Source organism: Moritella sp. 28 (assembly GCF_018219435.1).
In the GTDB taxonomy this organism is placed as follows: domain Bacteria; phylum Pseudomonadota; class Gammaproteobacteria; order Enterobacterales; family Moritellaceae; genus Moritella.
This window is the reverse complement of record NZ_CP056121.1, coordinates 660,899-686,027: the sequence shown is the minus strand read 5'-3', so window position 1 is coordinate 686,027 and position 25,129 is coordinate 660,899. Positions and strand designations below refer to the sequence as shown.

Sequence of the window (25,129 nt, the reverse complement as noted above, 5' to 3'; positions counted from 1 at the left end):
CAATAATTACTCTTTCACGTTTCAACTAATTAAAACTGTTCTTTCAGGCTCTTCAGCTCTATTTCTGAAAAACAAAAGGGCAGGGTCACCGCATGAACGAATGTAGATCATACTTTTGTGTTCCCGCTCACCTAGAAAAAATATAAATCGAGAAGTTTTGGGTTTATGCATTACCTAATATGTGATTTTGATCTATTCGTGCGGTCGCCCTGCACAAAAGGGGGATCCAAACGCAGGTAAAGCAAGTCGACTAAAAACATAATTAAGATAATACTCACCACTTAATACTTGTAATTTATACTCTATATAATTACAAGTATTCAATATTTAATTTACTTCTTGAGTAACAGTCTTATCTAAATGAATTTTATAATTTTCAATCATATCTCTTAAATCTAATAATACAGACCGAGGCTTAAAATTAAATTTACTTTTAACTTCATCGATATTTGTTATTGGAAATTTTTCATTGTTATTAACAATATGCCAATTAACACTACATCCTGTTTCTTCAATCAAAACCTTAGCAATTTGCTCTGCTGAAACATTTTCCCCTGAGGCTAAATTAATAATTGTTGTATTTTTTTCATTTATATCAATTAGGCTTAATGTAGTATTAACAAGATCATGTACTGATATATAATCTTTTGAGTAATCTCTGTTTACATACATATCAACGACTCCATTATTAATGGCATTTCTTGTTATCGCGGGTAAAAACAATGGACTATTCAGTGCTAAACCATAAACATTACTAGGACGAATGATTAAGCAGTCACGTTGACTTTTTAAACACATCTCTTCTGATACTAATTTGGTTAAGTTAAACAGTCGTCTATTATCATTTGAACAAACCGTTAAATCATCCGATTCTTTACTACCATTTTGGTTCATATATACACGTGATGATGAGATATAAACCATTTTTTTAAATGTAGACTTTCGTAATAATTCACTTAATAATAATGTATTTGCATTTAATACGTTAAAAGGATTTTTTTGGCAATCGCCATATCCAGCACAGTAAATCACGATACCTAAATTTTTTTCAAAAATAGATTCATCACCTCTTTCGGGTAAACAGACCTCATGTCCCTTATTTTTTAATTGATGAACAAATTCTGAACCAATAAATCCCTTCCCACCAAAAACAGTATATAAACTCATTAATCCCAACCTTCTACTAATTTATCTCTAATTTCACAAAACTTAGGTTGCGATAGATCTTTACCTGATAATTCAGGATTTGTAATGGGCCATTCAATACCAATATCGCTATCATTCCAAATTAAACCTGACTCGTCATTAGGATCATAGTAATCAGTGCATTTATACTGGAAATCAGCAGTGTCAGTCAACACACAAAAACCGTGAGCAAAACCAGGAGGTACATAAAATTGTAATTTATTCTCGCCTGACAAAATAACTGACTCATATTGTCCAAATGTATTTGAGTTTGGTCTTAGGTCTACAGCTACATCAAATACCTCTCCATCGGTAACAGTAACTAACTTCCCTTGCGGCTTTGTTTTCTGAAAATGAAGCCCTCTTAAAACATCTTTAGTCGAACGAGAACGGTTATCTTGAACAAAGTCAAGCTCAATACCAGCGATTGCCTTATATCGTTCAGATTGATATGTTTCCATAAAAAAACCACGCTCATCACCAAATATTTTAGGTTCAATAATAATGCAATCTTTTAATTTTGTTCGAATAACTTTCATTATTTATTAACCTTTAATGAATTGTTCAATACCTTATTATTTAATAACGATATTAAATATTGGCCATACTCATTTTTCGCCATAGGTAAAGCAAGCTCACTAAGTTGAGTATCTGTTAACCAACCTTGAGACCATGAAATTTCTTCTAAGCATGCAACCTTAAGCCCTTGAATATTCTCAATAGTTTGAACAAATGATGACGCTTCATGCAAACTTTCATGAGTACCTGTATCTAACCACGCGAAGCCCCGCCCTAGTAACTCAACATTCAAAGACTCATTCTCAAGATACATTTGGTTAATGCTTGTGATTTCTAACTCACCTCGACTTGAAGGTTTAACTTCTTTTGCAAATTCAACAACTCGACTATCATAAAAATATAATCCCGTCACTGCCCAATTTGATTTTGCCGTTAATGGTTTTTCTTCTAACGAAACAGCTTTAAAATTAGGATCAAACTCCACAACACCAAAGCGTTCGGGGTCTTTGACATGATAGCCAAATACCGTCGCACCATGTTTTTGTTCAGATGCTTTACGCAATATTTTAGAGAACGCTTGGCCATAAAATATATTGTCGCCTAGGACTAGACAACAGCTGTCACCATCAATAAATTGTTCACCAATAATAAATGCTTGAGCTAGACCATCTGGCGATGGCTGAATTGCATATTCTAAATTAATACCCAAATCCGAGCCGTCTCCTAAAAGGCGCTTGAAACTTTCATTATCTTCGGGTGTTGTAATAATTAAAATATCTTTAATACCAGCAAGCATAAGCGTTGATAAAGGGTAATAAATCATGGGTTTATCATAAACGGGTAATAGCTGTTTTGATACACCGCGTGTAATTGGATATAATCTAGTACCAGAGCCACCGGCTAAAACAATACCTTTCATTATTTATTTCCTTTTAAATCAGTGCCTAAACGCTCTATACTATACGAACCATCTAACACGCTACGCCACCATTTTTTGTTTTTCAAATACCATTCGACAGTAGTTCTCATACCAGATTCAAATGTTTCCTCAGGTGTCCAACCAAGTTCACGCTCAATCTTTGACGCATCAATTGCGTAACGAACATCATGCCCAGGGCGGTCTGTTACGTAAGTAGTTAAATCTTGATAATTAGTTATACCATGAGGTTTATTTGGTACTAACTCTTCAAGTAAAGTGCAAATGGTTTTCACAACATCAATGTTTGCTTTCTCGTTATGACCACCAATATTGTAGGTTTCACCGACCTCACCTTCAGTCACCACTTTATATAAAGCACGGGCATGATCTTCAACAAATAACCAGTCACGGATCTGCATGCCATTACCATAAACAGGCAGAGGTTTCCCCTCTACTGCATTTAAAATAACTAATGGGATCAGTTTCTCAGGAAAATGGTAAGGGCCGTAGTTATTAGAGCAATTAGTTACCAAAGTTGGTAGGCCATAGGTTCGCTGCCAAGCGCGAACTAAATGATCACTTGATGCTTTTGATGCTGAATAAGGGCTACTGGGCTCATATGACGTTGTTTCGGTAAATAAGTCATCAGTTCCTTCTAAATCACCGTAGACTTCATCAGTAGAGATATGGTGGAAGCGAAATGCATCCTTACGAATTTTTTCAAGCTTATTCCAGTAAGAGCGTGTCGCTTCCAGTAACGTATACGTACCAACAATGTTGGTTTCAATAAATGCTGCGGGACCATCAATTGAACGGTCTACATGCGACTCTGCTGCCAAGTGCATGACGGCATCAGGCTGATATTCCGAAAATACTCTGTCAAGATCTTCACGGCTGCAAATATCGACTTGTTCAAACGCGTAGCGATCACTGTCTTTAATATCAACTAATGACTCTAAGTTGCCAGCATAGGTTAACTTATCTACATTGATGATACTGTCGTTGGTATTTTTGATAACATGACGAATAACAGCTGAACCGATAAAACCAGCACCGCCAGTAACGAGGATTTTCATACTTTTCTCTTGTATTAAATTCTAAAATTAACTCACGAAAGCGAGTATATAAATGAAGGTTAACTGATATTATTCATGTTTATATCTCAGCGATGTTTATACCACTGAGACATACTTTATCTATTTTGAGACATTCCATGTCGGGCAATCACTTGTACAGCCTAGAGATTACGGGTTTTTAGTAACAGGCCCCAATAGGTCTTGTCTTTCATAAACTAAGCCTTATCACTCTCATAGCTATAGTTATAATAACCATACCCATAAGATGCACTCGCCTTCTTCTCTACCGCATTCAAAATAAAGCCTTTCACTTCAATTCCCGCCATTTCAAAACGATGACGTGCGACTTCAATTTCTTTCACGGTATTTTGACCAAAACGACCAACCATTAAAGTTGTACCCGCTAACGCACCTACAATGCTTGGATCTGTGACTGCCAGTACCGGCGGAGTATCAATCAACACTAGGTCATATTCACTTGACGCCCATGTCACAAAATCAACAAAGCGTGGATGCATTAACAGTTCAGACGGATTTGGTGGGATTTGACCACGGGTAATAATATCGAGGTTTTCAATACTCGATGATTTAATGACATCTTTAGTGTCTAATTTACCCGACAGCATTTCTGATAAGCCGCGTTCCCATTCTAGGTTGAAGTGACGTTGTAAATAGCCCTTACGCATATCGCCATCAACTAACAATACTTTTTGACCAGTTTTCGCAATTACAGCAGCAAAGTTAGCTGATACAAATGACTTACCAATACCAGGTGCAGGGCCCGAGATCATCACTACGTTATTCTTCGCTTCCATCATGGCAAAATGCATGCTGGTACGCAGGCCACGTAATGCTTCAATGGATAAATCTGCAGGGTTTGATTCTGCTAGTAATGTTTCGTGTAACTCAAAGTTCTTTTTACGTTTATTATGTTTAAGCTTAACGTCCATTTCTGATTGCCAATCTGACATTGGGATGCTGGCATAAACCGGTAAACCTAAGGCTTCAACTTCATCCGGGTTTTCAACGCCTTTATGCAGCGCAGCACGAACAAGCACAATAGCTACAGAAAGCATGCCACCCAATAAGGTTGCTAATACCACAATCAGTGATTTTTTCGGTTTCACTGCTTTGCTATACGCTTGTGCAGTATCAAGAATACGCACATTACCAACCGTACCGGCTTTTAAAATATTCAGTTCTTGCACCTTGTTTAACAACTGAATATAAATCTGCTGGTTTACTTCAACATCACGCTTCATGCGTAATACGTCACGCTGAGTTTTTGGTAATTGTTGAACTTGCTCGTTAAGATGTTTTTGTTTAGCTAGCAAGACTTGGCGTTTATCTAATAACGATTTATACGCCGGATGGTCCTTGGTAAAACGTTGGCTAATATCACTTTCTTTAAACGTTAATTCATTTAACTGCGATTCTAACTCAACCATTACCTTTAACGTTGACTGGGCTTCTAAGCCTAAATCTATTGATTCGTTGTCTTGTCGAAAGCGGTTTAGGGTATCTTCAGCCGCGGTTAACTCTGTTTTAATTTTTGGTAGGTGACCTTGTAAAAAGGCTAAGCTTTTTTCTGCTTCAGCCGAGTTCCGTTGTACATTTTGTAAGAAGTAGTTTTGGCTTACATCATTCAGAATATCTTCGATTAAGGCTTTATCTTCGCCACTGAAAGATAATTGTAAAATACCAGTTTGTTTACCGCGTTCACTCACCGATAAATTCTGTTGTAACCATTGAATTGCATCAAGTTGCGATTGTTTAGCAACGGTGAACTCATCAGCATTGTTACCCACTAACGCTTGCACAAACAAACGATAATCATTGTTTTGCGCTAATTCACCCACAATACCAGATAACACCTTACGTCCGTCATCGTTATATAATGAATAAGCGCCTTTGCTAGCGTCATCAATGATCAAACTAAATGCAGGCGCAGCATAACGTGGAATGTCAAAACGACTGATCCGAATGTCATTCTGTTGCCCACTCATACGTGCGAAGCCTTTACCAATAACAGGCAGGTATTTAGGCGCAGCAAGCGTGGTTAAATTGAGTTTTTCAACAGTTTTGCTTAAGATCATACGTGACTTAATGATCTCAACTTCGGTCGTCGCAGAAGACTCACTCGAAAACATATCCCCCATGTCACCAACAAGGGCAGACATACCACCGCTTTTTTGTTCCACTTGGATTAATGCATCGGCTTTATATACTGGCGTTGCTAATAACGCATAGCCAACACCAAATACAGCAAAAATAAAGGTAACCGCGACAATACTCCATCGCGCGTCCAGTAATATGCCGAATAACTTGCCTAAATCGATTTCGTCGGCGTCACTACTTGATGACGACTGCGACTTGTTTGTTTGATTGAGTGTATTGCTGCTCATAATAGTAATCAAATTCCAATGTTTAAATTTAAGCGCTAAATAGCTTGCGTAATAAGTAGGTTAAGTAGTCATAGTCGTTCGACATAGGGGCTACTTAACAGCTTTAACTTAGCTTATATTAACCTAACAGTTATTAACCTAACTGCTATTAACCTAACTTTTTGGCCCATGCTTTTGCAGAAGCTTCAATTAGGTTGTAAGCATGATCAAACGCTTCTTTACTTTGGCGGTACGGGTCCGGGATATCTTGCTTTTGTAACCATTGACTGAATAACATGGTTTTACCACGCGCTTCAGGGGCAATGTTAGTCACCGCATTAATATGGCCTTGCTCCATCACTAAGATCAAATCAAATTCACGGCACAATGCCGAGGTAAGTTGGCGACCTTGATGACCCACTAAACTGATGCCGTTTTCTTCTGCTACCTGACAAGCCAGTTTATCTGCAGGCTTACCGACAAGCGCACCAACGCCTGCCGAAGCAATATGTTTATTCGGCAATAGCGACTTAAGCAAATACTCGCCCGATGGTGAGCGGCAAATATTACCCACGCACACCACTAAAATATTATTAAACATTACCAAGCTCTCACGTTATTGATGCTTTCAGTTAGCTGATTAAAGCCTGTTACTGTCGGTAATATCTGACCAATCACACGGTTCCAGCGGGTAATTGGGGCAGCTGTCACATAGACAATATCATAAGGTTTTAATTCAAATTCAGTGCCAATAACCAGCGCGGCTGCATTCGTTATGTCTAATTGATAAATATCTGCAATGATATTGCTGTCAGTATCTGTCTTAGTGTCTGATTCAGCACTACGATTCGCACGCACCACAAAGATACCGGTAGCATCTGCAGCCAATTGATTAATACCACCGACATTACTTAATGCCTCCGTCAGACTCATGCCTGCACGATCAATTTTTAATAGTTTAGGTTCGTTCACTTCACCCATGACAAACACTTTTTGTGCATCATTACGTGGTACGTGCACAATATCACCCGGCATTAATAAACGGTTCTGGGTTAAATCACCGCGTTGCATTAAGGCATGCAAAGACAGTTTTTTCTCAACACCTTGACGCGTTAACGTGACATTACGCCAATCTGCATCGGCCGCTAAACCACCAGCGTGGTTGACTGCATCTAATAATGTTAGCGGTACATTGCTAATAAATTGCTGGCCGGGTTTGTTCACTTCACCTGTTATGTAGGTTTTTTTAGAGCGGAACGCGGCTACGTTAACGTCGACTTGCGGCGTTTCAATGAACTTGGCTAATTTCTCCGTTAGCATGGCGCGAACTTCAACGACTGTTTTACCTGCAACAGCCACAAAACCAATGTAAGGGTAGAAAATAGTACCGTCGGCATGTACCCAGTTACCCGATTCACTCGCGCTACGGTAAGAGCCAGCAGGAATGGTTAATTCTGGATGGTCCCAAATCGTTACATTTAAAATATCACCCGCACCAATACGGTATTCGTAGGCGGCTAATTTGGCATCTAATTCAGGATTAATTTGCGCACTCAAACGGGGTGCTTTATACCTTGCCATTTTGTCTGCTGTTAATGGATATAGATTAACACGTTCTAAAATATCAACGGTTTCTGAACTATCATCATTGGCACTTTCAGATGCCTGCTTATCGTCTACATTTAAGTAAGTGCCAGGTACAGTACAACCGGCTAAAATGACAGGTAAAGCAACAGCTAGCAGCAATTTTTTATAATGCTTCATATGATCCAATATTTATTTTAAATAAAGCGGGATTATACCGCTATGATGGGAGAATAACTAAAACTAATAAAGTAACGCCAATTACGTCACACTTTTAGATATATTGTTCTAACTTTATGTAATCTGTATCAAGTACGCATGTTGCGCCAAGGTTACAAGTGAGTTACATTGGGGTTGTGTGATTTGTGACATCTGTAATGAAATGTTGATAAATTCTAAAAATGCTTAGTCAAACACACATTATTTATAAAAAATCACGCTACCGCCCGAAGGTTGCAGCACCTCAACGCTGATAAGTAACTAAATTAGTTGATATTTAAATAGTATAAATTTATTGGCATCTATTTATCGATACCTATTAATAATCCATATCTTCAATTTACACGCTTAAAATCGATGCGATTCTCGCATATTCCCCTATTTACAGCAAGCACTCGCCTACTCAATATGGAATAAAAAGTCACACTGTAATATTAATTTAATTCTTATATCAATTAGTTATGAACTTAATAAAAAATATTCAAAAATAATATATAAATGTGATGGGACTAGCAATATTAAACTAATAACCATCACTAAGTATTAAAGTTTAAGTCATCCTAACACTGTAATAAATATAATTAGAAATCGCGACTAAGGTTAAAAACCTTACATAGAATACAAAATACAAGCCACAAATATTGTAAGCGGTTGTAAGAACACATAATCTACCAATTAAATTACAGTTTAGCGATTAACTGCCAAGACGTTTGCCCACTCGCCCAATACTTACGCTCAAATGGTGTGGTGGCTTCTATTGCTTTGTACGTCTGCAAGTCACTTTTTACATTCGCCAGTGATAAAGCATGCTGAAACTCTTGTAAATATAATTGCCAGTTGCTACGCAGCTCTAATTCACCACCTAACGCTAAGATTGACGGGAAGACCGCCGCACCATGCCAGCGTCGTTGTAAATGTTTGGCTTTTGGCCATGGATTTGGATACAAGATATAGTGTTTATGTAACTGCCAGCCTGCATCCACGGCTAAACGCCATAGATCGTTTAAATCCACCTGAAATAAATGATATACCTGCCCATCGATTTGATGCGCATGACGATGCTGTTCGTTACGGTCTAAACGGTCTGCCGATTTGTCCATACCAAATACCAAACAGTCAGGGTGCAGCTGCGCAATCTTCGCAGTGCTTTCACCAACGCCACAGCAAGAATCAAAAATAATCGGGCGTGGGTCTGCGGCTACAATAGCTTGCATCTGTTCAAACGCTTCAACGGTATGCTGACGGTATGGCTTACGGAATTTGTGCTTAAGGTGTTTTAATACAACTTCATCTAGGTGCTCGTTTAAGCCCGTTTGGTTAGTTGTGATCTCTCGAGAGTTACCCATCGAATCGTCTTGTGTTGTTTGCTGCTGAGTATTCATTTGCTTTACCGATTTGTTAATACGAGTGATAACCCCCTCCCTTTACCAAGCCGAGGATTAGGGAGGGAGTATTTTTATTGTTAACTTCTTAAACCAACACCTTTACTGATCAAGCGATATACCAATGCATAAAGCACAGCAATAAAACCAAGGATGACAGTAAATGAATAAAATAATGGAATGTTTTCGATGCCTAAGAAACCATTACGGAATGCGCTGACCATATAAATGATGGGATTAGCGTGTGAAATAGTTTCCCATACCGGTGGTAACAGTGACGTTGAATAAAACACACCACCTAAATAGGTTAATGGCGTTAATACAAACGTAGGGATAATCGAGATATCGTCAAAACTTTTTGCAAAGATAGCATTTAACAACCCTGCTAACGAAAACAAGATAGCGGTGAGTAATAACGTGCTCACGATCACTAATATACTATGAATTTGCAGTGGTACAAAAAACAGCGACACACAAGTCACAATAAAGCCAACGAGTAAGCCACGCGTAACACCGCCACCGACATAACCGGCGATAATGATATAAGTGGGTACCGGTGATACTAATAACTCTTCAATATTGCCTTGAAACTTGGCGCTGTAAAACGACGACGCCACATTTGAGTAAGAGTTGGTGATCACCGACATCATGATCAAGCCAGGAACAATAAACGCCATGTAGCTAAACCCTTCCATCTGGCCGACACGAGAGCCAATCAGGTTGCCGAAGATGACAAAGTATAACGACATGGTAATGGCTGGCGGTACTAAGGTTTGCACCCAAATACGCGTAAAGCGGGTGATCTCTTTATTCAGAATACTGTTAAACGCGATTAAATAATTTTTTTTCATTTTAACTCACTTATTCAAGTGTCTGTGCAAACTAATGGGCTTGCACTTGTCTACCCTGCTCGACTATATCCATGAATAATGCTTCGAGACGGTTTTCTTTATTACGAATCCCCTGAACTTGAATGTTCATTGCCGCCAATTGCGCGAATAACGAATTTAAACCGCGATTTTTAGCTACATCCACTTCTAAGGTATGATCATCTAATAATCGACAGCTATAACCGTCTAATTCAGGTTTGATTAATTTGCTGTTTATATCAAATCGACTCTTTAGATCAAGTAAATAGGACTCACTATTTAATTGTGATAACAGGGCTTTCATTGAGGTATCCTCAATTAACAAACCTTTGTCAATAATGCCGATATTACGGCACAGCATTTCTGCTTCTTCTAAATAATGCGTGGTAAGAATAATCGTAATACCCTGCTCGTTCTTACGCTGCAAAAATTCCCACATGGTACGACGTAATTCAATATCAACACCGGCCGTTGGTTCATCTAAAATAAGCAGCTCTGGATCATGCACTAATGCACGCGCGATCATTAATCGACGTTTCATACCACCAGATAAATTACGCGCCGCTTCATGGCGTTTGTCCCATAATTCCAGTTGTTTTAATAATGCTTCACAACGCACTAACGCTTCTTTACGCGGTACACCATAATAACCCGCTTGATTGACGATAATATTTTCAATCTTTTCAAACGGATTAAAATTAAATTCTTGTGGTACTAAGCCAATCTTACTCTTGGCCGCTTCAAGATCTGTATCAATATCAAAACCGAAGATCTTAACTTGTCCGGCGGTTTTATTTACCAATGAGCTCATCACGCCGATAGTCGTCGACTTACCCGCACCGTTAGGCCCTAACAGTGCATAAAAATCACCTTTGGCTACGGTAAGGTTTATATTTTTGACCGCTTGAACTCCGCCAGAATACGTCTTCTGGAGCCCTTTTATTTCAAGTGCTAACGTCATGAGATGAACAAACCTAGTGAAGAATGGGAGATGAATTATACTGGAATGGTGTAGAAATGCGAGGATGGAGTAGAGACTCCAGCTTAAACTCGCCATGAAAGACTGAAGTCTACCAAAGGCAATAATAAAAACGGGTCGTTTAAAGTAAGATCAGCTATTGCGGCTGAACGGCTTTAAACGACTCGAACAGATTAAGTAAAACTTAACCTTCTAACGGTACAACTTTACCTACGTAAGGTAAGTTACGGTATTTTTGACCGTAATCGATACCATAACCAACCACGAACTCGTCAGGGATCTCAAAACCAACCCAATCAACCGGTACCGTTACTTCACGACGAGACGGTTTGTCTAATAGTGTCGTAATAGTGATTGATTTAGGATCACGCAGTTCTAACATCGTTTTGATTTTGCTCAGTGTGAAACCAGTATCAATGATGTCTTCAACGATAAGTACATCTTTACCTTTAATGTCGCTATCTAAGTCTTTTAAGATACGTACATCACGGTTACTTTCCATTGAATTACCGTAGCTTGATGCTGTCATGAAGTCTAACTCAATCGGTAAATTAATATGACGACACAGATCCGACATATAAATAACTGAACCACGTAATAAGCAAACAATGATTAGCGTTTCAGTATCTTTATAATGCGTTTCAATTTGTGCCGCTAACTCTTTTACTTTGGCTTGCACGTCAGCTTCAGTGATCATCACTTCAACAGTGTGTTTCATGGTAATTTCTCCAAACGATCCCAGCACCACCAGCAAATAACCGATAAATACCGCTCTCTAAAAATGTATGTCTAAAATATACAACCTCAAAAATAACGATTCTCAACGTTGATATCTAAAAATTGCGCACAGTTTAACAGCCTAATGGCAATAGTCGAAATAATTTCATTAAAAACCACTGAGATTGTGATGATTAAATACGAGTTATTATCACTAAGAAACGAGATTAGTTGCACGTCACGGTTGAACTCGGTGTAGGCCTAATGATAACATTAACAATAAATTAACATTTGATTATTATACTTGGATGCAACATATGGAAATGCCTGCAGTAACCAGACGGCGTACCCGTCTCTCTCCCGAAGCTCGTCGCGAACAATTAATGCAGTGTGCGATAGAAGTATTCTCTAAACGCGGTCTTGGCCGTGCTGGTCACGCAGAAATAGCAGAGTTAGCACAGGTGTCCGTCGCCACTGTATTTAACTATTTCAGCAGCAGAGAACAACTGGTAGACAGTGTATTAATACAAATTGAAGACTTCTTTAGCCACATGGTACGTAAGAACTTTATTGACCTTGCAGGGCAACCAAGTAAAAGCGCGCACCAAGCCATTCATGACTATTTAGCCGATTTTGTTGACGCCGCCATCAATAATCCACAGTTCACTTACATTTGGTTAGAATGGAGTTCCTCTATTCGAGAAGATACTTGGCCGCGTTATCTGGCGCTACTCGATAACAACATCGCCATTATCAGCAACAAGATAGAACCTGCTATCGCATCGGGTGAAATAAATACCTATTTAACCACCACTGAATTTGCCCGCAGTCTATCCAACCAAGGTTATATGATCTTACAATTAGTGAATCAACCTCAAGCCATGGATAAAAAAAGGATTATTGAGTTTTTAGAAAAGTATGTAACGTCAGCATTAGCGAAAGCTTAACGCGAGCACGAATTCCCCCTCCCCTTACGGTCAAGGGAGGGGATCGATATCTAACGCTTAACGTCCCCATCCCGCATAAATAGACTGGTCAACGTCCAAGTGGTCAAGAATACGTGCGACCATCAAATCAATAAGATCATCAAGCGTTTTTGGTTTTCGGTAAAAACCCGGTGCGGCAGGCATGATGGTGACCCCAAGGCGTGACAACTTCAGCATATTTTCTAAATGGATCGGTGATAGCGGTGTTTCACGCGGGATCAATACCAGTTGACCACGTTCTTTTAATACCACATCAGCAGCACGGTGTAATAAGTTAGTCGACATGCCTTGCGCCACGGCAGCAACGGTCCCCATACTACACGGACAAATAACCATTTGTTTTGGTGCACCTGAACCAGAGGCAACTGGCGAGAACCAATCTTTATTGCTTGGCACCAATAACTGCCCTGCTTTCGCTTGATATTTATCGGTTAAAAACAGCTGTAATGCTTTATTGTCTGCTGGCCATTTTTCATCAGTTTCGGTTGCCATGACTACTTTAGCCGCATCCGACATCAGTAAATGTACTTGTACATCTGCCGCTAATAATAATTCCAATAAACGTATAGCATATTGTGAGCCTGACGCACCACTAACCCCTAAGGTAATGCGTTTGCTAAATTCAGCCGTTTTAGTTTGCATGGTAGTCATCGCCTTTCTTCATATATTTCATCATTTTCAAGTGTTCATTTGTCTAATTATGATTTAACTTCTAATTTAGCTAACAATTTATCATGAATACCCGCAAAGCCACCATTACTCATAATTAGTACATGGCAAGGACCTGCCTGTGCTTTCGCCCGCGTTGTGATCTCAGCGATCAACCCATCAATGTACTGATGAATAGCTGCTTTATGACGATTATCTATACCTGACGCATTGATCGCCCCCGAACCATGAGTAGCACATAGCTCATCAGCAACCGGTTGTAGATTCCAATCTAAACCTTCGGGTTGATATAACAACACATCATCAGCCTGCATTAATGATTGTGCTAATGCTTGTTGATGCGTGCCCATGCGCATGGTGTTTGAACGCGGCTCTAATACGGCAATGATTCGTTCACTACCGACAGCAGCGCGTAATCCTGCTAATGTCGTGGCGATCGCCGTCGGGTGGTGCGCAAAATCATCATAAACGCGGATACCCTGCACTTCACCTTTAATTTCCATGCGGCGTTTCGGGGTTTTAAACGCCCCTAGTCCTGCAATGGCTTGGTTTAACTCAACGCCTGCATAATGCGCAGCTGCGATCGCCATCATGCCATTTTGTAAATTATGATCGCCAATCAAGTTCCACTTAACCACACCAGCTAACTCACCTTGGCAGTAAACTTCAAATTGGCTGGCATCTTCACGTAATTTCTTCGCTTGCCAATGGCTGCCTTCAGCGCCTAATGCTTTATTTTCAGACCCCTGAGTTTTATTCTCTAAACATAAAGATTGCACAGGCGTCCAGCAACCTTGTTGTATCACGTCATCCAATGCTGGTACATTCTCTGGCATTAAGATCAGGCCATTACTAGGGACGGTTCTGACTACGTGATGAAATTGACGTTGGATCGCCGCTAAGTCAGGAAAAATATCGGCATGGTCATATTCAAGGTTATTCATGATCAGCGTATTTGGTTGGTAATGTACAAACTTAGAACGTTTATCGAAAAAGGCGGTATCGTATTCATCCGCTTCAATGACAAAGAAATAGCCACCACCTAAGCGTGCTGATTCAGTGAAGTTCTGTGGTACGCCGCCAATTAAGAAACCCGGTTCGAGTCCCGCATATTCTAAGATCCATGCAACCATAGCCGCTGTAGTCGTTTTACCATGGGTCCCCGAAGCTGCAATCACATAACGGTGTTGTAATAAATGTTCAGACAGCCACTGTGGCCCTGAAGTATAAGCGAGCTTTCGGTCTAACATGTATTCGACACAAGGATTTCCACGTGACATAGCATTACCTACAATCACCATGTCTGGCGCAGGATCAAGCTGACTCGGGTCGTAACCTTCGATAAGCTCGATACCTTGATCTTCTAGTTGGGTGCTCATTGGCGGGTACACATTGGCATCTGAGCCCGTGACTTTATAACCTAGCTGTTTAGCCAGTACTGCAATACCACCCATGAACGTGCCACAAATACCCAGAATATGTATATGTTTAGACATTTGATTACCCTTTTGAACGAAACTTATGATGAACGCGGTTGATCGTCACACCGATCATGACACCAAACAGCAATAACAATAAAAACAAGATTAAAATAGACTTAGTGGCGTCAAACTGGAAAATAGTGAAGGTTTTAAGCATTTGTTGATAACTAAAATGCAACTGTAAAAAACCCACAGGTTTGTTGTCTGCCAATATCGGTTTGAGATAAACACGCACCCCCTTGGGTGCTATATATTGTTTTTTAGCCAGTAATTCGGCCATATAGTCTTCTTGAGAAGAACTTAATAACTTACCATCTTCAGCAAAAATATGCAGGCTAGTGACATACTGATTTTCGCTGACTTCATCCACCAGCTGTTGTAGCTGTTTTTTACTGTTAACGCGGGTATTAAGATCGCTAGACTCACGGGTAACAATCAAGTTAGCCGCCATTTTTGTCGGATAATCCAGTAATGAATGCACCAACATATCAACCTGGTGATAGCGAGAGGCCGTGACATTGTTATATAACGAGATCGCAATAAAAATGAAGAGTGAGCTAAGACTTAACGCAATCAATAATGAAGTTTGACGCTTTAAGAACTTATTACGGCCATTAGATTTACCATCTTGATTATACTTGCTCGTCTGGTTTGTCGCTAAATGTGGCTCATGCGGAACCAGCTCTGTATTTACAGGATTGTCATTATTCTTACCTTTAACCACAACGAGCTCCTTTCTGAATACCGTAATTACGAATCGCAATTTTAAGTCGAATACGTTATCTTTGCTAGCAGTAACCTATCGATTACAAGGATTAGTAGCAAAATGACTCAACTCGCTGAGACTTTATTTAGTAATACTCCGCCAATAGCATGGCCACAATTGTTAACCTTGCAAAGCACTGAAATAAAACATGTCACTTATTGTCAGGGTCAATTTAATATTTCGGCGCAAGAACTGCCAACAAATAGTAGTAATAACAGTAGTCACTATTATCTCACTTTAATCGCACCAAGTATAACAAGTGACGCGCTGCTAAACCTACTGTCAGCATTGAGTCAACTGCAGCTGTCAATGCAAGACTCTGGCGATATTATCCTATATCCACCAGCGAACTATGCATTAAACAATAACGCATTAAACAATAACGCATTAACCGACACGCAACGCGCAGCACCAGCCAATCAAGGTGACATTATTGTTTTAGGCTTTACCACGTTATCAGATGAACTACAGCTGCAATTTAAAGATACGTTAGCAAGCTGGCGTAATGATTACCATGTTGATTATGCATTAAGCCAGACACTACCGAGTTTAAAGCAACCTGGGGTGGTATTAATGGATATGGATTCAACGACGATTCAAATTGAATGTATCGATGAAATAGCCAAACTTGCAGGCGTCGGTGAACAAGTCGCAGCCGTAACGGCAAGCGCCATGAATGGTGAATTAGATTTTTCTGAAAGCCTACGTTCGCGCGTAGCGACGCTAACCAACTGTCCGGAAGCCGTATTAACTCAAGTTGCCGATGCCATGCCGCTAATGCCCGGTTTAGAGTTATTGATTGCCACCTTGCACCAAGCAAACTGGAAAGTAGCAATCGCGTCAGGCGGTTTTACTTACTTTGCTAAGCGTCTACAAGATGATTTAGGATTTGATGCTGTTTATGCCAATGAACTCGAAATCGTCGATGGCATCTTAACGGGTCAGATTATTGGCGATATTGTTGATGCTCAGGTGAAAGCCGATACCCTGCAAGCACTCGCACAGGAATATCAGATTGCTCCGCAGCAAACAGTCGCGATTGGTGATGGCGCTAATGATTTAATCATGTTGAAAAGTGCGGCTCTCGGTGTGGCTATTCATGCTAAACCTATTGTTCAACAGCAAGCGCAAGTGGCATTAAATCATCATGATCTGGAAGGGTTAGTCGGACTGCTACACGCAGCGAACTGTGTGGACGCGAGCTGGTCGTAACCTAATCTAAAGCAAATAGGCGTCCACGTTAGCGGTTTTTACGTGGACTCTATTAATCAATAGACGAACAACAAATAGATCAGTGCTCATTAACGCATGCGGCGTAGGCCGAGTCTATATAACAACTCATCAGACACATCAATCAGATCCACCACTCCACGTACACGCCATAATTCGTCTTCAAGCTTTTGTGCTCTGTGTATCGCATAATGGCTAACGTAGTTAAGTTCTTTTTCAATGTATTCCATATCCGGCCGCCCAGTACGAGACAGCATCACTTGGATCGCAAAGAAAGCGCCTTTTTGTAAACTATGGGTAATGAACTGACGGCGTTCATGCTCATCACTAAAATCTTTTTCAAATCGCGTTGTGACTACCGAATCACTGGTTGCGATCGTAATATAAAGCACCTGCTGCCAAGGGCGATAAGTGGGTTCTAACCCGGCTAATGCATCATCGAAAACCTGTTTAATATTATTATCTGATAACAGAGGGTACAGATTGTAGCGGGATTCAGCTTGCCCAAAATATTCAAACAGCGGTGCTAAACTATTTTCGTTCGGGCTAATGCCTATCCTGTCCATCTGGTAACTCGTGTTTACCTTATGAATATACAAGGGCATGGTCGCTAAATGCTGACAATACATATTTCGTAATACCGCGGTGACACCTGGTGATTGCGTTGGCTCTGGAGTACTTTTTAACTTGCCTTTATTGCTACTGATCAACAAACTAAAGAACTTACAGCCAATATGTGCCTCTTTATCACCGACAATCTGCAAGTGTAGAATTGTTTTCGCTTTATTACAGCCAACAACACTGTAAGGTAAATTGACAAGCGCTACTTTCTTCGACAGTTTTTGTAACATCGGCAGTTCAAGGTAAACGCGATGACCGATCTGCACATCCAACGGCGATTCTAATTCGATCTGTAATCCTTCAGTCGAAAAATCATTACTCCAACCTTTGATACTACGTTCGGTATGATTCACTACAATCGCCGTTTTGTAACTGAATCGGGCTTCTTTACGTAGTTGTACAAATTTAAACTGGGCTAATATCGCGCGTTGATCCGCAGCCGGTAAACGATATTGATGCAGCAGGTTAAAATCACTGCTGTGCTGCGCATACGCTTTATAATCATTCAGAATATTTTCATTGGTAATATCTTGCAGCAACCCAACCCAACGAATATCTTGTAATGCCGCGAGCATTGTCGACCCTATCGGCTGTTGGTGACATTCTGCTTCCAGTAAATGTTTCTTTTCATCAAATGCTGACGGGTATAATGAAAATTTAAATGCTCTGAAATTAGGTCGTTGACAAGCAAAAGACAAAAACAAGGCTTTCAAACCTGACTTAGCCAAACTAATCGCGTCGGCTGCGTAAAAGTACAGGCGCCCATTCTGCGTATAATAAAAACTGTAAATGGTCGTTTCGATACTTTCCTTGGTCTGTAATAGTCCTTGCATCCAATCTGTCTGCCAACATGCTTCAAGCTGACTTTTAGATTCTTCATTGATCCAATAATCGTATACACCACGATTATTTTCATTCAATAACAAATGACTTAATACAGGCTGTTCATCACCCGAGATATACAGAGGTAAGCCTGACATTCGTGGTAAAAAGAACTGTTCATACCCTTTTACAACAACATTCTCTTCTTGATAACGGACGTTAACTTTGTATTTACTTTTATTTTGCGCGATCAATTTACTGATAAAGGTATCTAATTCATTATTTTCGTCAATCCGCATTAAACGTAAATAATCAAACTTCTCTTCTTCATCGATGCCCATGAGTTTATAAGCAAAAAAATCACGTAATAAATGGTTAGCATATTCTTGACGTAAGCTCGAAAAGTTCACATTCACTAAACTGCCTGTCACAATGGCGTGATTTTTATTCACTTTAACTTTAATGCCACTGGTGGATAAATCAGAGGTCATGGCATCAATAACACGGTCGCCAAACCGAATTTTTATCGCTGAACTGTAGTGCATACGCTCTTCGTCACGCACAAAATAAGACGCATATTGAATCGGTTCGACCGCAAATTTAGCCGCGGGTTCAACCTTTATAACATTGCGCTCATTTACTGGTTTACTGCGTTCACGTTGATGAAAAGCCAATACTTCTTCATAAATACCCAGCGTATAATTACCTTGGTGCTGAGCTAACAATGTTTCTAAAAACTTAATTTCGACCGGATTAATGTGATGTAAAATACCATCATACTCATACGCTACCGCGCCACTATCACCACGTTGACGAAAATCGAGGATCCGTCGTGTGGGCGCAGAAAGGCGATTGACCTCCATCTTGATCAAAAAACGTTTACTGTTCGTTTCACCTTCAGTCAACTGTGCGAACAAAAGACTAAAATCAGGTTCATGATACAAGGTCGTTAATTTTTTAATTATGTCGGTGTAATGAGATAATTCCATGCTGGCGATCACTGCTTAAATTGGAAAATGAATACAACTATTACGGCTAGACACTTACGACTAAAATAAGTACAGCTAAAATAAGCGACGGTTAAATACATCAGTATGAGATGACATAGAAAACACGACCATCGTTATTTACAGGAAAAATCTGCACGTTACTACTAAGTACACGTACAAAGCGTCAAGTAATAGATAATAACGTGAAACAAGCAAAATAAGTGCCACTTAACAGACTATTTGCTTTCTTTTTTGATGATGCTCACTTTTTATTTCGTACATCTGGTTATCAGCACCTGTTAATAGCTCATCAGCACTCATATCGTGGTGATAAACGCTATAACCAATACTAATGCCGATAGATACATTACACACAGATAAGGCAAATGATTGCAATAAAGTACGTTCGATTTGTTCACTTAGCTGACCAGCATAACGGAGATTCGAATTTGGCAATAAAACGACAAACTCATCTCCACCTAACCGCGTTAATAATTCGCCTGGCCCGCCAAGTAAACGAGACATACGCTGCGCAGCGGCAATAAGTAGTTCATCTCCTGCCGCATGCCCATAGCGGTCGTTGACTAGCTTAAAACGATCCAGATCCATGAACAATAATACCGGGGTGATCTTACCTTTTTGAGCCAGCGGCAGAATATGTTCAAGGGTCTCCATCAGCTGCGCTCGGTTTGCTAACCCAGTTAAGTTATCATGCATGGCGGCATACCGAACCTGCTGCTCGGCACGCCTTCTTTCCAGTACTTCGCGTTTTAATCTTTGGTTGATGATTAACAAATAAAATAACCACAAACCATTAAATAATAACGCCGCGACAATAACCTTGACCCAAACGCCCCATACTTGCCAGTCTATTTTGGCGCGAGGCGGCGTATAAATAAATTGGCTAAAATCACTGCTTTGTGAAATAAAATCAAGATCGATCAGTTGCTGTTGAATATCGACAAGATGCTGACGATTGATATACCCCAAGGGCACAAAATCAGGCAGAATATAATCCCGCATAATGATTAGCTGATATTTAAATTGATTACGTAATTCATCCAAAGCAGCCGACGGTAACGGTTGATTCAACGCCACCAATACATCCAGCGTTTCTTCGGTATGTGTTAATGCGTATTCCCATCCTTGTAGTACCGCCGTCCGTACTGCAGCAACACGTTCGGGGTTTAAGCTTGCTTCTGTTACGCTGGTAAATAAAAAACCACTGTAAAAATCGATACCGTAATTTTTCGGTGTGAAAATAACCGGTTCCACCCCTTGACGTACAGCGTTATAGGGGCCGCTGGTTAAATTAATGCTAAGGGCGTCAAATTGATTGTTCACTAACGTCGTAATATCACGTGCGACCGAAGGGGATAAGATATTAATTGAATGAATATGCTGTTTACGTAATAAACTGAGCACTTCAATATCTTTAAATTCAGGTAATAATAGCACCCGTTTATCATTTAAATCGGCTAACTTATTCATACCTTTGTCTTTTAATACTAATAAAGCACTCGGAGAATGTTGAAATATGACGGCTATGGCAACGAGTGCCCGGCCATTGGCTTTTGCAATTAATACATCCGCATTCGTCACCCCGTATTCGGCCTCTCCTTGATCGACAGCTTTGCTGATTGATTGACGAGAACGCATCGAAATTAAGTCCGCATTAAGGCCCTGTGCACTAAAAAATCCCTTATGCTGCGCCATATAGTAACCCGCAGATTGAACTATCGACGTAGGCGGCAATAAAATACGGACATGCTCGGTTTTATATTCAGCTCGCACTGTAAAAGCGCTAATACTGAAAGATAAGGAGAGAGAGATAAAAATAGCATATCTAATTAAAGTCACAGGGAATAAAAAAATCCATTGTCTATATTGTGTTGTCATTCTGCCAAGTTGTTAAATCGAAATCAAAATTTCATCACAAACACTTAACGAACAACAACTTATTTACCATTCTAAATCAGAGCAATAACCACACCTCATCGCAATTTAAAGATAAAGGCGTTATACGTAGTGAATAAAACAAGCAAAAAAAAGCCCGTAATATCATAATTACAGGCTTTTACTCTTAATTCACATTTGTCGTTATTTAGTCAAATAATGACGGCAAAATTAACTAATGCGTTTGTATTTAATACGGTGTGGTTGTGCCGCTTCTGGCCCTAAGGTTTTCTTCAACCATGCTTCGTAATCTGTGTAGTTACCTTCGTAGAAGTTCACTTTACCTTCATCACGGTAATCTAGGATATGCGTCGCAATACGATCAAGGAACCAACGGTCATGGGAAATAACCATCGCACAACCAGGGAACTCGAGAATAGCTTCTTCAAGAGCACGTAGTGTCTCGATATCCAAGTCATTGGTTGGCTCATCCAGTAGGATCACGTTACCGCCAGACTGTAAAAGCTTAGCAAGGTGTAAACGACCACGTTCACCACCAGACAGCTGACCAACACGTTTTTGCTGATCAGTACCTTTGAAGTTAAAACGACTACAGTAAGCACGTGATGACATTTCAGTATTACCAACTTTGATAATATCTAAACCATCTGACAGTTCCTGCCATACAGTATTATCACCGTTCATGTGATCACGGAACTGATCTACACTTGCTAGTTTTACTGATTCACCCACTGAAACCGAACCAGAGTCTGGAGACTCGCTGCCATCTAGCATTTTGAATAATGTTGACTTACCAGCACCATTGGGACCGATAATACCAACAATTGCGCCTTTTGGCATAGAGAATGACAAGTTATCAATTAATACACGACCGTCATACGCTTTACCTAGATTTTCAACGTCAATGACTTTGTCACCTAAACGCTCACCCGGTGGGATGAACAGTTCATTGGTTTCGTTACGACGTTGATAATCTGATTGATTAAGCTCTTCAAAACGTGCCATACGCGCTTTACTTTTCGCTTGACGACCTTTTGGATTTGAACGAACCCATTCAAGTTCTTTTTCAATCGATTTTTTGCGTGCACTTTCTTGCGATGCTTCTTGTTCTAGACGCGCATCTTTCTGCTCTAACCAAGAAGAGTAGTTACCTTCCCATGGAATACCTTCACCACGGTCAAGCTCTAAGATCCAACCGGCTACATTATCAAGGAAATATCTATCATGCGTGATCGCAACAACAGTACCTTCATAATCATGTAGGAAACGCTCTAACCAAGCTACAGATTCAGCATCCAAGTGGTTGGTTGGTTCGTCTAGTAATAACATGTCTGGTTTTTCTAATAACAAACGACAGATAGCAACACGGCGACGTTCACCACCCGATAGGACTTTAATTTTAGTGTCCCATTCAGGTAAACGTAATGCATCTGCAGCACGCTCTAGTTGGTTTTCGATGTTGTGACCATCGTGCGCTTGAATGATAGATTCAAACTTTTCTTGTTTCTTCGCTAACTTATCAAAATCCGCATCTGGTTCGGCATAATCAGCATAAACTTGGTCAAGACCTGCCATTGCATCTTTAAGTTCTGAAATCGCTTCTTCAACGACTTCACGTACTGTTTTTTCTAGATCCAGTACAGGTTCTTGCGGTAAGTAACCAATTTTAGTACCAGCTAATGGACGCGCTTCACCTTCGAAGTCTTGATCTACGCCAGCCATAATACGTAATAAGCTTGATTTACCAGAGCCATTTAGACCCAATACGCCAATTTTAGCGCCAGGGTAAAAACTAAGCGAGATGTCTTTAAGGATTTGACGCTTCGGTGGCACAATTTTGCCAACACGGTGCATCGAATAGATAAACTGAGGACCAGCCATTATGTTCTCTTTTAACAAGGAATAAGGAATGTGGGATAAGTTTAAACCTTGGATGCAGTTGATACAAGAAAAAGAGCTATGCGAGCCTGAGCATACTTAATGACATCAATGGCCGTTACGATAAAAATCCCAAAATAACGTCTCTGGGATTTAAACAATATATAAATGAAGGCTATTTGACAGCATCACCCGAACCGCTGCCTGTCGCTGTCATGATGATATACTTGAAGTAGTCTTTGACGGTTAAGGTATCAATCATTTGTTTATCTGTTTTAGCAAGTAATTGCGGGGTAGACATATCGATATTTTGCACCTGAGCTAGGCCAGTCACCCCAGGCAGCACATCGTAAACGCCTAATGCATCACGTGCTTTAATTAACGCTTCTTGATTAAACAAATTCGGGCGTGGGCCAACTAAACTCATCTCACCTTTTACAACATTAATTAATTGAGGCAATTCATCAATTTTTGTTTTACGTAAAAAACTACCCAGCTTAGTGACGGAGCTAGCACTCACTAAATGAGTCGCTACCGACTTTGTTTCAACAGGCATAGTACGGAATTTAATTAACGTAAATGGTCTTTTATTTTTACCTACTCGAGTTTGCAGAAATACGGGAGAGCCAGTATCAAAATAACCAACAATATATACAACTAATAATACTGGCCATAAAAAAAGAAGACCAAAAAATGCAAATAAAAAATCTAATACTCTAATCACAACAATGTCCTACAAAAAATACACAAACTCCAGAATGTACTTATGATTCACATTCTAGAATGACGGTGAAGTATACAACCCAAAAACAAAGAGCTGAACACCTTATAATTATAAAAACGAGGAACTAAATATTTGAACCTACGTTTCAGATCCAACAAAACTATCGACAGTTTGCTTAATGCCTTCTTCAAAAGAAATAGGAGGCATCCAGTTTAATTCCTGTTTAGTATCACTAATATCCACTTGCAAACTTCCACAAATACGTTGCGCAATTTTCGGTTTTCCGACTAATTTTGCAACAAACTGAATCCATGACATCGGAATAGGTAACAAACGAGGTGACTTTCTCGTCGCGAATGAAATTGCATTTAATAACTGAGTCGTTGACACATCATGATCATCAGAAACCAAAAACGTACGATTCACCGCATTACGATGAATGACAGTCGTTACTATAAGATCGACCAAGTTATCAATAAAAACTAAACTACGTTTATTATTGATAGCCCCTAAAGGTAAAGGAACCCCCTTTGTAACCCAAGACATCATTGATTGAAAGTTTGCTTTAACGCCAGGGCCATAAACCAATGGGGGACGAATTATCACGACCTCTAAACCAGTCTCTTCTGCGATTATCCTTAATCCGACCTCTGCATCAAATTTGCTCTTACCATAAGGGTCTATTGGAGGCTGGTTAACTTTAACTGAAAAAGGGTCACCGACATCAGTAAATTCACCGTTAACTTTAATCGAACTCAAAAAAACGAATCGCTTTACACCCGAATCAGCAGCTTGACGCGCTAAGTGTAGAGTCCCTAAAGTATTAACTTCGTTATAAGCAACTAACGCCTCAGCATCAGACTCTTTCATTTGATGAACACGAGCTGCGCAATGAATTATGCAATCCACGCCATTTAATGCATGAGACCAATCCGTAGAAGAATCAATAAAAGGTACCATGACCTCTTTAACAACCTCCCCTCGCACTGTACCTTTTCTGACTTGAGCCAAGCAGTCCCACCCTTTAGCAGCGCCGATTTCTAGAACGCGCTGACCAACAAAACCCGTACTTCCAGTCACTAAAACTTTCATCGCACCCTCAATAGTATTTATACTAGCTTCTATAAATATGCTTATTATTCACACTTATTCCGATAAAACTAGCTATACAAACTAAAGAAAACTAGAATAGTGCCGACTATATTAAAATATC

Annotated in this window: 21 protein-coding genes; 2 read left to right on the top strand and 19 right to left on the bottom strand. The window is 39.9% G+C overall.

The window, feature by feature from the left end; genetic code table 11:
* Positions 1 to 327: 327 nt before the first annotated feature.
* The 11 genes from HWV02_RS03150 to hpt form a co-directional block, all read right to left on the bottom strand.
* A complete protein-coding gene (locus HWV02_RS03150; protein ID WP_211689683.1) occupies positions 328 to 1,167 on the bottom strand; it encodes an NAD(P)-dependent oxidoreductase in 840 nt (279 codons plus the stop codon).
* Positions 1,167 to 1,724 carry a dTDP-4-dehydrorhamnose 3,5-epimerase gene (gene rfbC, locus HWV02_RS03145; protein ID WP_211689682.1) on the bottom strand — a complete coding sequence of 186 codons (558 nt, stop codon included), beginning with the start codon at positions 1,722 to 1,724 and terminating at the stop codon, positions 1,167 to 1,169. The genes HWV02_RS03150 and rfbC overlap by 1 nt, the downstream gene beginning before the upstream one ends.
* Positions 1,724 to 2,623, bottom strand: coding sequence for a glucose-1-phosphate thymidylyltransferase RfbA (gene rfbA / locus HWV02_RS03140; protein ID WP_211689681.1), 900 nt, complete (start codon positions 2,621 to 2,623; stop codon positions 1,724 to 1,726). The genes rfbC and rfbA overlap by 1 nt, the downstream gene beginning before the upstream one ends.
* Positions 2,623 to 3,699 (bottom strand): dTDP-glucose 4,6-dehydratase, encoded by a 1,077-nt coding sequence (gene rfbB / locus HWV02_RS03135; protein ID WP_211689680.1) that lies wholly within the window; start codon positions 3,697 to 3,699, stop codon positions 2,623 to 2,625. The genes rfbA and rfbB overlap by 1 nt, the downstream gene beginning before the upstream one ends.
* Positions 3,700 to 3,914: 215 nt before the next feature.
* A complete protein-coding gene (locus tag HWV02_RS03130) occupies positions 3,915 to 6,104 on the bottom strand; it encodes a polysaccharide biosynthesis tyrosine autokinase (protein ID WP_211689679.1) in 2,190 nt (729 codons plus the stop codon).
* 148 nt (positions 6,105 to 6,252) lie between these two features.
* The gene (locus HWV02_RS03125; RefSeq protein ID WP_211689678.1) at positions 6,253 to 6,684 is read right to left on the bottom strand and encodes a protein tyrosine phosphatase; all 432 of its coding nucleotides are present in this window, start codon (positions 6,682 to 6,684) and stop codon (positions 6,253 to 6,255) included.
* Positions 6,684 to 7,847 (bottom strand): polysaccharide export protein, encoded by a 1,164-nt coding sequence (locus tag HWV02_RS03120; protein ID WP_211689677.1) that lies wholly within the window; start codon positions 7,845 to 7,847, stop codon positions 6,684 to 6,686. Before HWV02_RS03120 ends, HWV02_RS03125 begins: the two co-directional genes overlap by 1 nt.
* 719 nt (positions 7,848 to 8,566) lie before the next feature.
* Positions 8,567 to 9,268 carry a tRNA (guanosine(46)-N(7))-methyltransferase TrmB gene (locus HWV02_RS03115; protein WP_211678413.1) on the bottom strand — a complete coding sequence of 234 codons (702 nt, stop codon included), beginning with the start codon at positions 9,266 to 9,268 and terminating at the stop codon, positions 8,567 to 8,569.
* Positions 9,269 to 9,348: 80 nt separating this feature from the next.
* Positions 9,349 to 10,119 (bottom strand): ABC transporter permease, encoded by a 771-nt coding sequence (locus tag HWV02_RS03110; protein ID WP_211689676.1) that lies wholly within the window; start codon positions 10,117 to 10,119, stop codon positions 9,349 to 9,351.
* A gap of 31 nt (positions 10,120 to 10,150) precedes the next feature.
* Positions 10,151 to 11,098: an ABC transporter ATP-binding protein gene (locus tag HWV02_RS03105; RefSeq protein ID WP_211689675.1), complete on the bottom strand. Its 948-nt coding sequence runs from the start codon at positions 11,096 to 11,098 to the stop codon at positions 10,151 to 10,153.
* A gap of 202 nt (positions 11,099 to 11,300) precedes the next feature.
* Complete coding sequence (gene hpt / locus HWV02_RS03100; RefSeq protein ID WP_211674028.1) at positions 11,301 to 11,834, bottom strand: hypoxanthine phosphoribosyltransferase; 534 nt, start codon at positions 11,832 to 11,834, stop codon at positions 11,301 to 11,303.
* Between the two features lie 316 nt (positions 11,835 to 12,150).
* Here hpt and HWV02_RS03095 point away from each other — a divergent pair, with 316 nt between their 5' ends.
* Entirely contained in the window at positions 12,151 to 12,780 is a 630-nt protein-coding gene (locus HWV02_RS03095) for a TetR/AcrR family transcriptional regulator (protein WP_211678410.1), read from the top strand.
* A gap of 57 nt (positions 12,781 to 12,837) precedes the next feature.
* On the opposite strand, the gene HWV02_RS03090 is transcribed toward HWV02_RS03095, so the two are convergent.
* From HWV02_RS03090 to HWV02_RS03080, 3 genes are read right to left on the bottom strand one after another with little or no spacing between them, the layout of a single operon-like run.
* Positions 12,838 to 13,461, bottom strand: coding sequence for a flavin prenyltransferase UbiX (locus tag HWV02_RS03090; protein WP_211674026.1), 624 nt, complete (start codon positions 13,459 to 13,461; stop codon positions 12,838 to 12,840).
* A 56-nt stretch (positions 13,462 to 13,517) separates the two neighbouring features.
* Complete coding sequence (mpl, locus tag HWV02_RS03085; RefSeq protein WP_211689674.1) at positions 13,518 to 14,984, bottom strand: UDP-N-acetylmuramate:L-alanyl-gamma-D-glutamyl-meso-diaminopimelate ligase; 1,467 nt, start codon at positions 14,982 to 14,984, stop codon at positions 13,518 to 13,520.
* Positions 14,985 to 14,988: 4 nt separating this feature from the next.
* Positions 14,989 to 15,693 (bottom strand): AhpA/YtjB family protein, encoded by a 705-nt coding sequence (locus HWV02_RS03080; protein WP_211689673.1) that lies wholly within the window; start codon positions 15,691 to 15,693, stop codon positions 14,989 to 14,991.
* 102 nt (positions 15,694 to 15,795) lie between these two features.
* Between HWV02_RS03080 and serB the strand changes: the two genes are divergently transcribed.
* Complete coding sequence (gene serB / locus HWV02_RS03075; protein WP_211689672.1) at positions 15,796 to 16,947, top strand: phosphoserine phosphatase SerB; 1,152 nt, start codon at positions 15,796 to 15,798, stop codon at positions 16,945 to 16,947.
* Positions 16,948 to 17,036: 89 nt separating this feature from the next.
* On the opposite strand, the gene HWV02_RS03070 is transcribed toward serB, so the two are convergent.
* The 5 genes from HWV02_RS03070 to HWV02_RS03050 all read right to left on the bottom strand — a co-directional run bounded on the left by HWV02_RS03070 (position 17,037) and on the right by HWV02_RS03050 (position 25,008).
* The gene (locus HWV02_RS03070; protein WP_211689671.1) at positions 17,037 to 19,397 is read right to left on the bottom strand and encodes a PilZ domain-containing protein; all 2,361 of its coding nucleotides are present in this window, start codon (positions 19,395 to 19,397) and stop codon (positions 17,037 to 17,039) included.
* Positions 19,398 to 19,625: 228 nt separating this feature from the next.
* Positions 19,626 to 21,257, bottom strand: coding sequence for a GGDEF domain-containing protein (locus tag HWV02_RS03065; protein ID WP_211689670.1), 1,632 nt, complete (start codon positions 21,255 to 21,257; stop codon positions 19,626 to 19,628).
* A gap of 267 nt (positions 21,258 to 21,524) precedes the next feature.
* Positions 21,525 to 23,195 (bottom strand): energy-dependent translational throttle protein EttA, encoded by a 1,671-nt coding sequence (gene ettA, locus HWV02_RS03060; protein WP_211675647.1) that lies wholly within the window; start codon positions 23,193 to 23,195, stop codon positions 21,525 to 21,527.
* Positions 23,196 to 23,367: 172 nt separating this feature from the next.
* Positions 23,368 to 23,916 carry a sugar transferase gene (locus HWV02_RS03055; protein ID WP_211678404.1) on the bottom strand — a complete coding sequence of 183 codons (549 nt, stop codon included), beginning with the start codon at positions 23,914 to 23,916 and terminating at the stop codon, positions 23,368 to 23,370.
* A 138-nt stretch (positions 23,917 to 24,054) separates the two neighbouring features.
* Complete coding sequence (locus tag HWV02_RS03050; protein ID WP_211689669.1) at positions 24,055 to 25,008, bottom strand: SDR family oxidoreductase; 954 nt, start codon at positions 25,006 to 25,008, stop codon at positions 24,055 to 24,057.
* Positions 25,009 to 25,129 lie beyond the last annotated feature (121 nt).